The following is a 13,391-nucleotide window of genomic DNA, read 5'->3' on the forward strand; positions in this document are numbered from 1 at the left end:
TCAGTATTCTTCAGAAATTTTCCAAGCGGCTAGGCCGGAAAATAAACCAATGGACTATTTTAGTGATGCGACCTCAACAATTTATAACATCGTGCAGCCTGCACCTGGAAATTGGTCGGGTAAGGGAACCAATGTGGTTAAAGTACCGGCTTATGTGAATCCAGGATTGCTTAAGGCAGAAACGCGTCCTATTAATCGCAAGCAAGAAGAAGAAGACAACGGACAAGTATTTGCCCCAGGGGTTCAGGGCTGGCGTTATTTCTTTCCGACACTGTTCAAGATTGAACTGGAACCCAATGAAGGGAAAGCGGTCGTTAAACATTTACGAACGGATAATACTTCATTAAATGGCGTTGACGGGTTTAAGGACTATGAAATGAAATTGGAGTTGAATAAAACCTACTCCATCAAGCCATCCCCTGATTCGGCGAACTACAAATATAAATACTACAAGAAAAGATCGGATGCCGATCCTTCCAATGAGAATCCGTTCTATGGTGATCCGATGACCTTTACCTATGAGGGGAAGTTCCAGGTTTACTATCTGAACTTGTATTATGAAGGATCTGGAGGATCGGGGAATCCAACGGATCCGCCACCTGGTGGTCAATGCACCTCTCCAGCCCCCAGCGGCAACGTCATTGACGTTCCGCTAAATGATCCGGCGGTTAGCGCGGTCATTAAGGCAGATAGCCGCGGGGCTGAACGATTTAATGTGCTGGATGGCATTCCAACATCGGAGAGTTTATACGGCAATGTTCTTGCCAAAAGCTATTTATCCAAAAATAAATTTGTGGAAATGAGCGGGACATGCAGCTTTGAGATTACGGTGAACCGTACCTATGAATTGACTTGGGATCCCGGAAAAGAAGTGACGGACGAGAACGGGAACAAGCATACCGAGCCTGACCCGCAGTCGGCCAGCGAGACGCTGACGAAGTCGTATCCGATCGAGAGGAAGTATTCCTTCTGGGTGATTGATAACCTGGAGGTGTACAAAATCAACGAAGCGGCGCTGCAAAATTACGCTTTTGAGGGGAATGGCATCCGACTTTCGCCTAGCGGGTATTCGCCGCCAAGCTATGCGGCTTCGAAATCCAGCGGGTATACTCCACCTTCACCGCCGAATACGGTAGAAGCCCCCTCTGGGAGCAAATCGGGCGGGAAGACGAAACCGGACGTCAGCGGGGAAAACCTGAAGTCCTATGCTGAGGACGCTGTAGATGAGGTCAAGGTGAAGAACGATAGCCTCACCTTTAACGGAAGTACGATTATGAACGGCGCCCAAACGGAACGGGCGGGACAACGACCGGGGCAAATCCCGATCGCCGCTCCCATTTCCAACAACGTGCTGTATAGTCCGGGACACGTCATTCCCACGAGTAAGACGAATAAAGCGGATCAGCCTAGTACGGGGACGATTTATTATGGGCTGATGAGCGGCAATATCAACGGCGGCTCTGACAGAAGCTTTCCCATCTACGGTATCAACCGCATTACTGTACATACGCCCGTGGTGATATATCCCGGCGTCTCCGACGATCGGGCGCACAATCAGAAGACCACTCCGGCGGCGGGGCGATCGGCGATCATTTTGGATCGGCCTTTTACGGTTATGATGCCAAACAACGGTCAGCATACGAATTATCTGGGGTACGGAAACCGGGACTACTTGAAATACATAGGCAGCAAGCAGGTGCGGTTCCCCTTTGATGTGTATGAAGGGACGAAAGCGGCCTTTTATCCGAAAAACACCTGGATCGAAGTGGACAAGTCCCGGGAGCAGTTTGCCTTCTTCCTGCCCGTTTGGGTGGATGAAGGGTTCTATACCGTGGAGTTCCGCACCATCGCGCACAACGCGCCATCCGGAGCCACGGAGCAGACCAACGCGAACTTGAACCTCAGCCATCACATCGCCTACGGCACGGTGCCGGTGGATGTGATCGGTCGGGTGTATGATTTTCAGGTAACGGATATCGCCGATTATTATTGGGAAGGGGTTTTTCGGACGGCGGCGGGAAGTCGGACACCAACCGGGGCTGCCTATTGGGTCGGGCTAAACGAGATTGATGGAACGCCCCGTGGGAACATCTCACGTTTCACATTGCCGATCCGTCCGGGAAGCCATCCGTTGTACAAAAACGCGGTGATCAAAACGGGGTACCATTTCAAATTCGACCTCAAAACCAAAGGGAATATGTTTGGCCCGCTCGACCAAATCGTGATTACGCCAACGTTTGATTTCATCGACGCAACGAGTGGAAGTCGGCAACCCGTCGATTTGTATTACCATACCGGAAGTCGGAGTTACGTACGGATCGGTTCGGCATCGGACCAGGTACAGCGTTACGTCATTCTGAATGAACGACTGCGGAATGTGCCCATCGAGGAGATGACGGATACGGCGCTCTACCAATACGATCATGACTACAACTTTAATCAAGTAGCCGGAATCGGGCGCAGCCAGTTCGTGGATTGGTTTATCCAGAAGCACTCGCAGCAAAAAACACCCATCGGCAGCTTCAGCCAGCTGCGATTGCCGGAAGGGGTGCGTACGCTGATCGGCCCCAAGACGGGAATCCCATCCGGCGTGGACTCGGCACGAGCCAATGCCGCGGTGCAACGATGGTATGGCGAATACAGCTTGCCAGCGGAATTGTACGCCGTTCCGGCGGGCACGAATGTAGCGGAGTATGGGCGGACGCATGGAGGGTTAACGGATCGGTCGGCGATTTTTTTGAAAAAAGGGTATATCGTAGTGAACTTCAACATCGAGACGGTGCGAAACGGAGAGACGGGGAAACCACATCTTCAATATATCCGCGCGCCGCTAATGAACCAATGGACCGGGATGGAGGGATTCGCGCGGAGCGTGATCGACCCTTATGGGCGCCGCTTCACACTGAAGGACGGGGACGTGGCGTTTTATCATGCGGATCTGTCGAGCCGTGATGATTTTCGGCCGTTGGTGACGCACTAGATAAGGAATAGATTCGAATAGAGGGACCGGGGTGCTTTGCGATCGAGCTTTTTTTGATGCGGGCGACACGGTTCCCTTTTTTTCGCTAAGTTCTCCCCACGAATTCGTGAATTCTATGTTACAATGTTCTAGTCTATTTTTCAGGCAAGTGAGATGTGGGAGGACCATCAAGTGAAGAAGCCATGCCCGTTTATCGCCGTGGAAGGCGCCATCGGAGCCGGAAAAACCACGTTGGCAACGATGCTCGCCAAGCGGTTTGATTATCCGCTGTTGAAGGAGATCGTAGACGAGAATCCATTCCTGGACAAGTTCTATCAGAATATCGAGGAATGGGCCTTTCAGCTGGAAATGTTCTTTTTGTGCAACCGGTACAAGCAATTGGAGGATACGGTGCAAAATTATGTGTCCCGGGGGTTGCCGGTTGTTTCGGATTATCATATTTATAAAAACTGGATTTTTGCCCAGCGCACGCTGCATGGGGACAAACGGGAGAAATACCGGCAGATCTATCATCTGCTGACCGATGATTTGCCTAAACCGAATGTGATTGTGTACATTCAGACGGAGCTCGCCACCTTGCTGAAGAGAATCGAAAAACGCGGGCGCAGCTTTGAAAAGGACATCGATCCGGGGTATTTGGAGCAACTGATCGAGGATTACGAAACGGCGATTACGCAGCTTCGCACGCAGGAGCCGGAGACGACCATTATTACGATCGACGGAAATGCGCTGGATTTCGTTGAGCATCCGGAGCATTTTGAGCAGATCGTTGCCAAGATAAAGGAGCACTTATAAAGATGAGTTATGAATTGTACATCCCCCAGGACGCTTTGATCACGGTAGCGGGGACCGTCGGCGTCGGCAAATCCACGTTGACCACCGCGTTGGCCTCGCGCCTGGGCTTTCGCACCTCCTTGGAGAAGGTCGATAATAATCCGTATCTGGAAAAGTTCTACCACGATTTCGAGCGGTGGAGCTTCCATCTGCAGATTTATTTTCTCGCGGAGCGGTTTAAAGAGCAGAAGGCGATCGTTGAAGCGGGCGGCGGGTTTGTCCAGGACCGTTCGATTTATGAGGACACCGGGATTTTTGCCAAAATGCACGCCGATCAGGGCACGATGTCGAAGACCGATTACGAGACGTACACCAGCTTGTTTGAGGCGATGGTGATGACGCCGTATTTTCCGCATCCGGATGTGTTGATCTACCTGGAAGGCAATCTGTCCTCCATCTTGAAGCGGATTCAGCAGCGGGGCCGGGAAATGGAGATTCAAACGGACGTCTCCTACTGGGAGCATATGCATGAACGGTACGCAAAATGGATCGAAGAGTTCACCGCTTGTCCGGTGCTGCGGCTGAACATCGATGAATACGATGCGACGGATGAAGCGTCGCTGGACGAGATCATCCGCCAGGCAGGGGAGATCATTCAGGCGTCGCGGGCGAAGCGAAACGTGTAAGGATAGCAAGAGGTCAATGGAGCTGCGGCTTTCGTTGGCTTCTTTTTTATTGACGCTCGGAAATTTATAGGACTACGTGGGGTGTCTGCTGTCTGTCTTTTAGCGATTATCCCGTTGCATCAGGTTGTGGAGGAAGTGGATTGATAAAGGCTCGGGATAACCTCGAGTCCCTCGTTCTGAACGAAAGGGATCATCGTGCAAAGGAGCGTGAGAAGGACCATGAGGGGAGCTGCCTTGCGGCTCCTCCATGTTTTTCCTTGCGAATGGATGGAAAAGCTAGAGTGCACGGGCAATGTCTGCTAGAATATATAAGTTGGTTGACACTTTAATTTTGAAGTTTCGGTAGTGAAGTAGAATAGATGCTGGTGAATGCCGGCTTGGGAGGCATATATGAGTAAGACAACGTTAACGCGGCAGGATGTGGAGCTGCTGGCGCCGGCCGGCGATTGGGATTGCATGCGGGCGGCGGTGGCGAATGGAGCGGACGCGATCTTTTTTGGCGTAGAGAAGTTTAATGCCCGGGCGCGGGCGAATAATTTCCGGATGGACGAGCTGCCGGAGATTATGGCGTTCTTGCACAGTTATGGGGTTAAGGGCTTCCTGACGTTTAACATTCTCGTGTTCGAGGATGAGCTGCGGGATGCGCAGGAACTGATCGAGGCGTGCATGAATGCGGGCGTGGATGCAGTGATTGTGCAGGATCTTGGGCTGGTGAAGCTGATCCGCGAATTGTCGCCGGATTTTCCGATTCATGGCTCGACGCAGATGACGATCACTTCGCCGGAAGCGGTGGAGTTCGTGAAGCCGTGGAATATGGAACGCGTGGTGCTGGGCCGGGAAAATAACCTCAAACAAATTAAGGTGATCGGGGAGCAAGCCAAGCTGCCGATGGAGGTGTTCGTGCATGGGGCGCTGTGCGTATCCTATTCGGGGCAATGCCTGACGTCGGAAATGTGGGGTGGGCGTTCGGCGAACCGCGGCGAATGCGCGCAGGCGTGCCGGTTGCCGTACGATTTGATCGTCGACGGGGAACAGAAGCCGATGGGGGATGTCGCCTACCTCTTGTCGCCAAAGGATTTGGCGGCGATCGACATCATGCCGGAGCTGATCGAGGCGGGCGTGACGTCTTTTAAAATCGAAGGCCGGATGAAAACCCCGGAGTACGTCGCCAACGTAGTGAGCAAATACCGGAAGGCGATTGATCGGTATTTTGATGGGGACGATACGCCTCCGTCGAAAGAGGAGATTCGCGAGCTGCAGCAGAGCTTTTCGCGCGGCTTTACGCATGGCTTCCTGGAAGGGACAAACAATAAGAAGCTGCTGGACGGAACGTTCCCGAAAAGCCGGGGCGTGTACCTCGGCCGCGTAGAGAAGGTGCTGCGCGACGGTGTAGTCTGCAAGCTGGATGCGCCGCTGAAGCGCGGGGACGGGATTGTGTTTGATGCCGGGGATCCGACGCAAAAAGAAGAGGGCGGCCGCGTCTACGACCTGCGCCGTCAAGGCGTGAAGCAGGAAGGCGAAGCCGGTGAAGGCTGGATCGTCGATATTGTGCCGGGTCGCAATGACGTGGATCTGCGCCGCGTGCATGTCGGCGACCGCATTTGGAAGACCAACGATCCGGCGCTCGACAAGCGCCTGCGCCAGACGTACGAGACGGAGAAGCCGTACCGGGTTTTCCCGGTGCATGTGCGGGCCGTGGGCCACGCCGGCGGGCTGCTGAACACCTTCTGGACGGATGTGCAGAAGGGAACGACGGTGCAAGTCGACTCGGAGCTGGAGCTCGAGGTCGCGCAAAAACGGCCGATGGACGCCACCCTGCTCGAAGAGCAGTTCGGGCGTCTCGGCGGCACGGTGTTTCAGCTCGAGAAGCTGGATGCGGAGCTGTATGGCGACGTCATCCTGCCCATGCGAGAGCTGAACAGCATCCGCCGGCGCGCAGTGGAGCTGCTCGCCGCCGAGCGGCCGAAGCCGCCCGTGTGGACGCGGGCGCTTGCCGCGTTGTGCCGCAGCCTGCCGCAGGTGCAGGCTGCGCTGGAAGCCGGCGTATCGTTCATCTACGCCGACTTCGAGTTTATCAAGCAGTTCCCGGCAGCAGTGGAAGCCGTTCGCGCAGCCGGAGCCTGGATTGCGCTGGCGACGCCGCGCATCCACATGCCGGGCGAGAACGGCTACCACAACAACATCCTGCGCCTCCAGCCCGACGCGGTGCTGGTGCGCAACACCGGGGCGCTGTATTACTACCTGCGCCACCGGCAAGAGAACCCGTCGGCCGTGCATCCGCAATTGATTGGTGATTTCTCCTTGAACATCGCCAACCACAAGACGGCCGAGCTGTTCCTGGAAGTCGGCTGCGACGTGGTCACGCCGTCCTACGACCTGAACATCCAGCAGATGGTGGATCTGCTCCGCGTCAGCCCTACGGCTGACATGGAGATCGTCATTCACCAGCATCTGCCGATGTTCCATACCGAGCACTGCGTGTACTGTACCTTCCTCAGCGAGGGTACGGACTACACCAACTGTGGACGCCCGTGCGAAGAGCACCGCGCCTCGCTGCAGGACCGAATCGGCATGTCTCACCCCGTCCGGGTGGACGAAGGCTGCCGCAACACGGTGTATAACGCGATCGAGCAATCGGGCGCGGAGTACCTGAGCCATTTTCTCGAGCTGGGCGTATCCAAATACCGCGTCGAGTTCCTCGAGGAAACGCCGGAGCAGGTACACGAGGTCATCGACCTCTACAACAAAGCACTGCGCGGAGAAATCAGCGGCACCCAGGTGTGGAAAACGCTCAAAGCGACCAACCAACTGGGCGTTACGCGCGGACAACTGGTGAAATAAATAATTAAGGGAGCCCCTTGGTTCGCGGTTGTGTACCGCACGGGGCTCCCTTTTTGCTTTAAAATGCGAGAATACCATTACTTAGCAATTATGGGGTATAATATTAGATAAGCAATAGAATAGGCTTGCAAGGGCGGTCGGCTACCTCTCATTCTCTAGGAAGGGAGGGATGCCAAATGGAAGTATATCAAGCATTGACTCTAATGATCTCATTTGCGACATTAATGGTCCTGATACTTTCCTTCCATAAACGCAAATAGACCGCCCTCGGCAAAGGAATCGGTCTATTTGTACTGAGATCCTACACAGCCTGCCGCCCTTAAAAGCGGCTATTGCCCGGGGCCGTGCCCTGCAAGCACGGCTCCAAAATAATTACTTCCATTGTATCACAATCGATACAAAATATACACGTTCGCGAACATTTTCGCAGAGGAGTTCAATAATCCAATCAAGGCTGCGAATCCGAAGTTAATGACTCTAACGGAACTGAACGACCTTATTTGCTTATTCCCGGACATTTCCCACTCTAACGGAACTAGAGGGCGTTATTCGGCTCCATGGGGGGGTTCGGCAATTTTGGGGTCAATAAGGTCTCCTGGTTCCATTAGCAATCATCCAGTAACCTACCTAATAAATCTCCCGATACAACTCCACAATCTCAGTGATCGACGTGTCGCGTGGATTGCCGCCTGTGCAGACATCGGCGAACGCGGAGTGGGCCAGGGCAGGGATATCGTGCTCACGCACGCCTACCTCGCGAAGATGGGCCGGGATGCCGACGTCCAGCGATAATTGCCGTACCGCGGCGACCGCGGCACTACGCGCCTCCTGCAAGCTCATGGCTTCGGTTCCCGGAACGCTCATGGCTTTGGCGATATCGCGGTATTTTTCACCGGTATAATCCGCATTGTAGGCCATGACCGTAGGGAGCAGGATCGCATTCGCTACCCCGTGCGGCGTATCATAGAAAGCCCCCAGCGGATGCGCCATTCCATGAACCAGCCCAAGCCCCACATTGGAAAAGCCCATACCGGCAATGTACTGGCCCAGCGCCATGCCTTCGCGTCCGGTTGGCTCATTGTTGACGGCACCACGAAGAGAGCGGGAGATGATCTCAATGGCTTTGAGGTGGAGCATATCCGTTAGCTCCCAAGCAGCTTTGGTGATATAGCCTTCGATGGCATGGGTTAAGGCGTCCATACCAGTCGCAGCGGTTAAGCTTTTTGGCATGGAGCTCATCATGTCGGGGTCGACGATCGCCACGACCGGAATGTCATGAGGATCCACGCAAACGAATTTGCGTTTGTTTTCGGCATCGGTGATGACGTAGTTTATCGTGACCTCGGCTGCCGTACCGGCGGTTGTGGGGATGGCGATGATGGGCACGGATCGATTGGCCGTAGCTACCGCGCCTTCCAGACTGCGAACGTCTGCATATTCCGGGTTATTAATTATGATCCCGATGGCTTTGGCCGTATCGATCGGCGATCCGCCACCGATGGCGATGATATAATTGGCTGCCTCTGATTTAAAGGCTTGAATTCCTTTTTGCACTACTTCGATGGTAGGGTTAGCTACTGTTTCATCGAACACGGCGTACGGCATTTTGTGTTGATCTAGCAGCTTCGTGATCTTGGCCACTACTTGGTATTTCACGAGCTCCTTGTCCGTGACCACCAGGGCTTTGCCTAAATGGCGGCTCTTCACCTCATTTACGAGGTTCGCGATGGCTCCGGCACCGAAATACGAAGTTTCATTCAAAATCATCCGTTGACTCATTTGCCCATCCTCCTATAATGTGAAAGTATTCACTTATTCGAAGCTGCCGGTCTCTGTGTTTACGTCTTTGGACGGTGATAGACCCTATCCTCGGTAGGGGACTTGGCAACTTCCGTCTGCTTTCATCATAATCGCTGGATGTTGGGGAATCAACATAAAACAACATAATAAATGTGAATTTATTTTGTTTTGTGAGACGGGTTGAAGATATAGAAACACACGAAATACAAAAGTGCAGGTGGTTTCCGCCCAATCCCCCTCAATCTTGCCTATCAAATGTAAAACTGCAGTTCATTTCAGCCCATAGCCCCCTTTTTTCACAAATAGGTTCAAAACAACTGTACTTTTACACTTCAATCGCTCAAAAAGGCATTTCTGCGGAAAATGAACTGCACTTATGCAGTTCAGAAAGAGCCCAGCCAGCCGAATGGATCGGAGCGGCTAACCGGGCTCTCTGGACCTAATTCCGCCGTTCGTTCACGCCCCGTATTTAGAGGGATGAGGTTGGGCGGACAAGCTCGTCTTTTCCATTGAAAACTTCCGCGAAGAGGGCCGCTCCCAGCTTGAAGCCGTGCGAAAACACGGCCGCGGCATGCATCGCATTGGCTTTGGCATGCAGGTCGAGCAGGTATTCCAGTTCGCTGAAGGCCTCTTCGCCCAGTTTCTTGTGCCAGTATTCGGTGAGATCGGAAATTTGCCGGCACACCGGACGGTACCGGGGGTCACGGGAAACGATCATTTCATCCGGCATCATATGACCGGCATACAACTCTTCCAATAGGTTTGGCATGTAAACCCTCCCTTTCCATGTAAGAGGTCGCCTCCTTGAAAGGATAGATTGCACATGGTAGGATATTTATGCAACTTTCCATTCTTGGGGGTTGCCTCTGGGGGAAGTGGCGTCGTTCTTTTGCGAGATTGCGCCGCTTCCTTTTACTTTTGTTCGGACAAAAGCTTCTTGATCCCCAGCCGGATTGCTTCGGTGATGGTAATTTGGTGCTTGTCGCAATAAGCGTTCAAGGCGTTGTACGAATCCTCATCGAAGCGCGCTTTGATGTTGTACTTCTTGGGATTTTCCGCTTTTGGCCGTCCTGTTCGTGGACTCAAGGTACTCACCCCACTTTCAGTCCCACACAAATAAACTATATAATTTGTCCCACGTTAAGTCAATTAAAAAATTACAAAATATTGAAGAAAAACACCCCACAAAGACACCTGTTTTCCTATCAAATACAACTTGTGGAGGGTTTGTGAACTTGGCAGGTAAAGGGGCGATAACCGATCTTTATCGATTATCAAAAAATCGCTGATATGCTATAATGAAAGCGTAAACAAATGAGGTGTATCAAGGGTTTAATGGAGGTTTGCAAACTGCCGAAACACCTCGTTTCCCAAGCTTTGCTCACAAACTTTTAGGAGGGTGAAAGTGATGTTTGAAGGATTCCTCGAGATGCAATCGGTCGTGACCCGTGTACAAGGACGTCTGGAAATCGGCGGCGAACAAGAATACCGCAAAATCGAGTTTGGCACCGAACGTTTCCTGCACACGCCAGAACCGGGTAATCGCATCCGCAACGAGGAACAACTTCCTCAGCGCTTCACATGGCGGAAATTTTGGATCCAGTAAATTCGATTTACTGATCCACTTAGATGAAGGTCAACTAACTTATAACTTAGGTCGGACTCGGGGCGAAACCTCGGGTCCTTTTTGCGAACCGCCACTTGGGATATGGTATAATGACACCAGGTAAATCATATAGGAACGAGGGAGCCACATTTTCATGAAAATACGCAAAGCGATCATCCCCGCAGCCGGGCTTGGGACACGCTTCCTACCGGCGACGAAGGCGATGCCTAAAGAGATGCTGCCAATCGTCGACAAACCTACGATTCAATATATCGTGGAGGAGGCGGTTGCTTCCGGCATTGAGGATATCATCATCGTGACGGGGAAAGGCAAACGGGCGATCGAGGACCATTTCGACACCTCTTTTGAGCTGGAATATAATTTGAACGAAAAAGGGAAATATCAGCTGCTGGAAGAGGTACGCAGATCTTCGGAAATGGCAGACATTCATTATATTCGGCAAAAAGAACCCAAAGGCCTTGGCCACGCCATCTGGTGTGCACGCAAGTTTATCGGCGATGAGCCGTTTGCGGTGCTGCTCGGTGATGATATCGTCGAATCGACCACGCCTTGCCTCAAACAAATGATCGAGGTGTACGACGAACAACAGGCTTCCATCGTAGGGGTTCAGCCGGTGGGCTGGGATGAGGTATCCCGTTACGGAATAGTTGATCCCGTGGCAATTCGTGACCGCGTCTACCAGGCAAAGCAACTGGTGGAGAAGCCCGAAACAAGTCAATCTCCGTCCAACCTGGCTATTATGGGGCGTTATATTTTAACCCCTGCCATTTTTGATATTTTAGAGAACCAACGCATCGGCGTTAATGGAGAAATCCAGTTAACCGACGCGATTTCGCAGCTAGGCGAAACCGAACGGGTACTGGCTTATCACTTCGAAGGCACCCGCCACGACGTCGGCGAGAAACTGGGCTTCATCAAAACTTCGATCCACTACGCCCTCGAGAACCCCGAGCTCCGCGACGAACTGATCAAATACATGTCGGAGATGATCTTGGATAGCTTGAACTAAAAAACGGCCTCTCCTTTTTGATAAGCTACCCCTATATAGGACAATGAAATATAACATGTCCTATATGGGGGTATTTTTCATGTCCAAATCAATGAAAGGGATACCGACAGAGGAGAAAGTAAATCTGGTTGAAAAGTATCTGAAAGGTGAAATAAGTAGAGCGTATGCAGCAAAAGAAGCAAATGTGGATCCGGGTACCATTGCTCTATGGGTTAGACTTTACGAGGCAGATGGCCCTACTGCTTTAATGGATCAGAAGCAGAATAAAAAATATTCGACGGAGCTGAAGCTAAAAGCTGTTACTGAATACCTATCCGGAGTTGGAAGTCAAAGTACAATTTGTAAGAAATACCATATACGTTCACGAGACCAACTCCATCAATGGTTAAAGGTGTATAATTCTCATGGGACTCTCAAATCCACGACTGGAGGAAGTTACATGAGTAAGGCAAGAAGCACCAATCCGGAAGAGCGGTTAAAAATAGTCCAGGACTGCCTGACAAACAATAAGAATTATGGGGCTATTGCCCTAAAATACAGGGTTTCCTATCAGCAGGTACGTAACTGGGTGAAAAGGTACGAGGCGATGGGCTCTGCCGGTCTTGAGGATCGACGGGGACGGCGTGCCGGTACGTTACCAGGCAGAACGCCCGAAGAGGAATTACGCGATCGTATTGTTCAGTTGGAACGTGAAAAACTTGACCTGCAGATGGAAAATGACCTGTTAAAAAAAGTAAGGGATTTGGAGAGGGGGCGACGACACTTACTCTGATCAGGCATCAATGCGAATACGAAGCCATTAAGGAGCTTTCTGAAGAGAAGCATTATCCTGTCCATAAACTGTGTAAATATCTGCACATCGCGCGATCCGCTTATTACAGATGGCTTAAATGCCCGAAGAGTAGACATCAGATCGAGAATGAGGAAATTGCTAGAGAAATTCGGGAGATTCACGATGAGCATCCGGATATGGGATACCGCAGAATCCGTGATGAACTTGCAATATATCATGACATCAAGGTTAATGACAAAACGGGTTCTAAATATCAACCGGAAGTTGCAAATTCACTCCTGTATAAAGTACAAATCCAAGAGCTGTACTAGGGGTTCTAGCAACCCATACCATATCGCCAATAACTATCTGAACAGGGAGTTTCATGCCGAGGCTCCAAACCAGAAGTGGCTGACAGACGTATCCGAGTTTAAGTACCGCACGGGTACAGAAGTACGTAAGGTCTATCTGAGCGCTATCCTCGACCTATATGACCGCAGAATCGTGGCTTTTAAAATCAGTGACCATAATGATAATCTACTGGTGATGAACACCTTTGATGAAGCGATACAGCTTGAGCCGGACGCACACCCGCTCTTCCACAGCGATCGGGGATTCCAGTATACAAGTAGAGAGTTCTATACGCGGCTTCAGCAGTCGCATATGAAGTAGAGTATGTCGAGAGTGGCACACTGTATTGATAATGGACCGATGGAAGGCTTCTGGGGAATACTGAAACGTGAGATGTATTATGGGCATCGCTTTACTGACCATGATGTTCTTGTAAAGGCAATATCGGATTATATCATTTACTACAACAACCGGCGTTTACAGCGTCGACTGAAGATTATGACACCGATGGAATTCCATAATAATTATCTGCAAGCTGCATAAACACACTG

At 51.6% G+C, this 13,391-nt stretch carries 14 protein-coding genes; 11 read left to right on the forward strand and 3 right to left on the reverse strand.

The features are described 5' to 3' along the window. The first annotated feature begins 49 nt into the window (after positions 1-49). The 5 genes from BN3277_RS08215 to BN3277_RS26410 all read left to right on the forward strand — a co-directional run bounded on the left by BN3277_RS08215 (position 50) and on the right by BN3277_RS26410 (position 7,541). The gene (locus BN3277_RS08215; protein ID WP_222860913.1) at positions 50-2,980 is read left to right on the forward strand and encodes a DUF5704 domain-containing protein; all 2,931 of its coding nucleotides are present in this window, start codon (positions 50-52) and stop codon (positions 2,978-2,980) included. A 153-nt stretch (positions 2,981-3,133) separates the two neighbouring features. Next, the gene (locus tag BN3277_RS08220; RefSeq protein ID WP_059041754.1) at positions 3,134-3,775 is read left to right on the forward strand and encodes a deoxynucleoside kinase; all 642 of its coding nucleotides are present in this window, start codon (positions 3,134-3,136) and stop codon (positions 3,773-3,775) included. A 2-nt stretch (positions 3,776-3,777) separates the two neighbouring features. Further along, positions 3,778-4,440 carry a deoxynucleoside kinase gene (locus BN3277_RS08225; RefSeq protein WP_059041755.1) on the forward strand — a complete coding sequence of 221 codons (663 nt, stop codon included), beginning with the start codon at positions 3,778-3,780 and terminating at the stop codon, positions 4,438-4,440. Between the two features lie 390 nt (positions 4,441-4,830). Next, complete coding sequence (locus BN3277_RS08235) at positions 4,831-7,281, forward strand: U32 family peptidase (RefSeq protein WP_059041757.1); 2,451 nt, start codon at positions 4,831-4,833, stop codon at positions 7,279-7,281. A 176-nt stretch (positions 7,282-7,457) separates the two neighbouring features. Then, on the forward strand, positions 7,458-7,541 hold the full coding sequence (locus BN3277_RS26410; RefSeq protein ID WP_374043727.1) for a putative holin-like toxin: 84 nt from the start codon (positions 7,458-7,460) through the stop codon (positions 7,539-7,541). Between the two features lie 367 nt (positions 7,542-7,908). On the opposite strand, the gene fucO is transcribed toward BN3277_RS26410, so the two are convergent. The 3 genes from fucO to BN3277_RS08250 form a co-directional block, all read right to left on the reverse strand. After that, positions 7,909-9,060, reverse strand: a complete 1,152-nt coding sequence (gene fucO, locus BN3277_RS08240; protein ID WP_059041758.1) for a lactaldehyde reductase — start codon at positions 9,058-9,060, stop codon at positions 7,909-7,911. Positions 9,061-9,550: 490 nt separating this feature from the next. After that, on the reverse strand, positions 9,551-9,850 hold the full coding sequence (locus BN3277_RS08245; RefSeq protein ID WP_059041759.1) for a DUF6809 family protein: 300 nt from the start codon (positions 9,848-9,850) through the stop codon (positions 9,551-9,553). Between the two features lie 143 nt (positions 9,851-9,993). After that, positions 9,994-10,167, reverse strand: coding sequence for a hypothetical protein (locus BN3277_RS08250; RefSeq protein ID WP_059041760.1), 174 nt, complete (start codon positions 10,165-10,167; stop codon positions 9,994-9,996). Between the two features lie 322 nt (positions 10,168-10,489). On the opposite strand from BN3277_RS08250, the gene BN3277_RS08255 reads away from it, so the two are divergent. The 6 genes from BN3277_RS08255 (at position 10,490) to BN3277_RS26420 (ending at position 13,383) form a co-directional block, all read left to right on the forward strand. Then, positions 10,490-10,687: a hypothetical protein gene (locus BN3277_RS08255; RefSeq protein WP_059041761.1), complete on the forward strand. Its 198-nt coding sequence runs from the start codon at positions 10,490-10,492 to the stop codon at positions 10,685-10,687. 154 nt (positions 10,688-10,841) lie between these two features. Next, positions 10,842-11,717, forward strand: a complete 876-nt coding sequence (gene galU, locus BN3277_RS08260; protein WP_059041762.1) for a UTP--glucose-1-phosphate uridylyltransferase GalU — start codon at positions 10,842-10,844, stop codon at positions 11,715-11,717. A gap of 79 nt (positions 11,718-11,796) precedes the next feature. Continuing rightward, positions 11,797-12,489 (forward strand): helix-turn-helix domain-containing protein, encoded by a 693-nt coding sequence (locus BN3277_RS25730; RefSeq protein ID WP_059041763.1) that lies wholly within the window; start codon positions 11,797-11,799, stop codon positions 12,487-12,489. A gap of 197 nt (positions 12,490-12,686) precedes the next feature. Further along, positions 12,687-12,821 carry a hypothetical protein gene (locus tag BN3277_RS26415; protein WP_392396623.1) on the forward strand — a complete coding sequence of 45 codons (135 nt, stop codon included), beginning with the start codon at positions 12,687-12,689 and terminating at the stop codon, positions 12,819-12,821. Then, positions 12,775-13,161, forward strand: a complete 387-nt coding sequence (locus BN3277_RS25735; RefSeq protein WP_392396625.1) for a DDE-type integrase/transposase/recombinase — start codon at positions 12,775-12,777, stop codon at positions 13,159-13,161. Before BN3277_RS26415 ends, BN3277_RS25735 begins: the two co-directional genes overlap by 47 nt. 3 nt (positions 13,162-13,164) lie before the next feature. Then, positions 13,165-13,383, forward strand: coding sequence for an IS3 family transposase (locus BN3277_RS26420; RefSeq protein ID WP_198342952.1), 219 nt, complete (start codon positions 13,165-13,167; stop codon positions 13,381-13,383). Positions 13,384-13,391: the final 8 nt, after the last annotated feature.

This window comes from Paenibacillus rubinfantis (genome assembly GCF_001486505.1).
GTDB lineage: Bacteria > Bacillota > Bacilli > Paenibacillales > Paenibacillaceae > Fontibacillus > Fontibacillus rubinfantis.

Excerpts from the sequence above, each read along its gene's own strand:
- BN3277_RS26420 (WP_198342952.1), top strand. The coding sequence starts at position 13,165 with ATGTCGAGAGTGGCACACTGTATTGATAATGGACCGATGGAAGGCTTC.
- BN3277_RS08225 (WP_059041755.1), top strand. The coding sequence starts at position 3,778 with ATGAGTTATGAATTGTACATCCCCCAGGACGCTTTGATCACGGTAGCG.
- BN3277_RS26415 (WP_392396623.1), top strand. The coding sequence starts at position 12,687 with ATGGGATACCGCAGAATCCGTGATGAACTTGCAATATATCATGACATC.
- BN3277_RS08215 (WP_222860913.1), top strand. The coding sequence starts at position 50 with ATGGACTATTTTAGTGATGCGACCTCAACAATTTATAACATCGTGCAG.
- galU (WP_059041762.1), top strand. The coding sequence starts at position 10,842 with ATGAAAATACGCAAAGCGATCATCCCCGCAGCCGGGCTTGGGACACGC.
- BN3277_RS25730 (WP_059041763.1), top strand. The coding sequence starts at position 11,797 with ATGTCCAAATCAATGAAAGGGATACCGACAGAGGAGAAAGTAAATCTG.
- BN3277_RS08255 (WP_059041761.1), top strand. The coding sequence starts at position 10,490 with ATGTTTGAAGGATTCCTCGAGATGCAATCGGTCGTGACCCGTGTACAA.
- fucO (WP_059041758.1), bottom strand. The coding sequence starts at position 9,060 with ATGAGTCAACGGATGATTTTGAATGAAACTTCGTATTTCGGTGCCGGA.
- BN3277_RS08235 (WP_059041757.1), top strand. The coding sequence starts at position 4,831 with ATGAGTAAGACAACGTTAACGCGGCAGGATGTGGAGCTGCTGGCGCCG.
- BN3277_RS08220 (WP_059041754.1), top strand. The coding sequence starts at position 3,134 with ATGTGGGAGGACCATCAAGTGAAGAAGCCATGCCCGTTTATCGCCGTG.
- BN3277_RS08245 (WP_059041759.1), bottom strand. The coding sequence starts at position 9,850 with ATGCCAAACCTATTGGAAGAGTTGTATGCCGGTCATATGATGCCGGAT.
- BN3277_RS26410 (WP_374043727.1), top strand. The coding sequence starts at position 7,458 with ATGGAAGTATATCAAGCATTGACTCTAATGATCTCATTTGCGACATTA.